Here is a 1,672-nt window from a genome sequence, read left to right as displayed (position 1 = left end):
TAATCAAGAGTTAGTGCAATTTTGTTACGTCTGATTTTCCTATCGGAAAATCCTCGCACACAAAACCGCACTATTCTTATACAAGACCGTTGTAAACAATTACTCCGAAAAAGTTTACGCTGAAAAAAACTGACCAAAACACTAATTAAATACCAATCTTTACGGCGACTTTTAGCCAGAAACGGAAAATAAAACCAGCTGATTTCTACAAGTTTTCGGATTTTAAAACGAACTAAAAAAACCGAATTTTGTGGATTTAAAAACCTAAAATAATATCTGACTGACCAAAGCAGTTCGCAACTGTTGCGTCGGACTTTACTCAGTCTGAGAAAAATTAAAGCGAAATAAATCGTGATTACTCAAATGTGTCACAACTGATTTACAACATTGTATAAAAATAATGCGTAGTTTAGTACTTAATAAAAAGTTAGTGCTTTTTTTGTTAGCTTCTAATTTTCCTACGGAAAATCCTCGCACACAAAACCGCACTATTCTTACACGTAACGTTGGCAACAATTTGAGAAATGACGAAATACATCAAAATATTAGTTCTGTTTTTAACTTTATCTGCTTGCGGACAAAATGCAACCGAAATGAAAACACCTGAAAATGCGAATGAAAAGTTTGCGGAATTTATTGCAAAGAAAAAGTTCGTAGAAGAAAATTTTTATCCTGGAATTGCGGACGAAAAAATGCGACCAATTTTTACGGAAAAAATTAATGAAATTGCGACTGATTTTAAAACTGTTGCGAAATCGGAAAAACCAACTGACAAAAAATATCAAGAAAAAATCGGAATTGGACTTTCTAGGTTTGCGAAAATTTATCTGGAATTGGATACTGAAGACCGAGAAAGAGTTTGTACTTATATTGAGGAACTAATGGACATTGTGGAATTGGAAAGTTCGAATGGACAATTAAATAAATTTATGTACGGATTTGACCCGAACGAATTGATAAAAGAAAAATAAAAACTGTTGCCAACACCGTATAAAAATAATTGCTATTTTAGGCTTAACCAAAGGTCGTTGCAGTTTTGCTACATCTGATTTTCCTGCGGAAAATCCTCGCACACAAAACCGCAACTATTCTTATACAAAACCGTTGGCTTCAATAATTCCGACAAAAAATACGCTGACAAAAAACTGAATGAATTACTGATTTTTTGATTTCTCTTAAGTATTTCGCGGACATTTAGCCAGATGCGGAAAACACTCAAAAGCTAATCTTAAATAGTTTGCGGAATCATAATTGACTCGGAAAAAATTTGCGAAACTAAATCTGATTTTGACATAGATTTCGGAATTATAATGCAGCGTTTAAATTACTGTGAAAATTCAAAATATTACGGAGTTCAAATCTCTTTATAAATGACAAAAACGGCTGACATAGTTATTATGCGGATAAAATATGGAAACGCAAATACGCCTGCTCACTCAAATGTGTCATTACTAAAGCCAACAACGTATAAAAATAATTGCTATTTTGTGCTTAAATAAAGGTAGTTGCATATTTGCTACATCTGAATTTCCTTCGGAAATTCCTCGCACGCAAACACGCAACTATTCTTATACAAGACCGTTACCCAACATTTGAACAGAATGACTAAAAAGAAAATTATAGTAATTCATTTAGCAATATTTACGCTTCTGACTTTACTATTATTTTTCAC

General features: G+C 32.8%; 1 protein-coding gene. It reads left to right on the top strand.

The window, feature by feature from the left end; all coding sequences use genetic code 11:
* Positions 1-524 precede the first annotated feature (524 nt).
* Entirely contained in the window at positions 525-971 is a 447-nt protein-coding gene (locus BT151_RS18355; protein WP_072403821.1) for a DUF4844 domain-containing protein, read from the top strand.
* The last annotated feature ends 701 nt before the right edge of the window (positions 972-1,672 follow it).

It is taken from the genome of Flaviramulus basaltis (assembly GCF_900114265.1).
Taxonomy (GTDB): domain Bacteria; phylum Bacteroidota; class Bacteroidia; order Flavobacteriales; family Flavobacteriaceae; genus Flaviramulus; species Flaviramulus basaltis.
Note: the sequence above shows the minus strand (reverse complement) of the source record. Positions and strands in the feature narration are given on the sequence as shown.

Bases quoted from the DNA above. Each gene is read 5' to 3' on its own strand.
- BT151_RS18355 (WP_072403821.1), top strand. From the start codon at position 525: ATGACGAAATACATCAAAATATTAGTTCTGTTTTTAACTTTATCTGCT.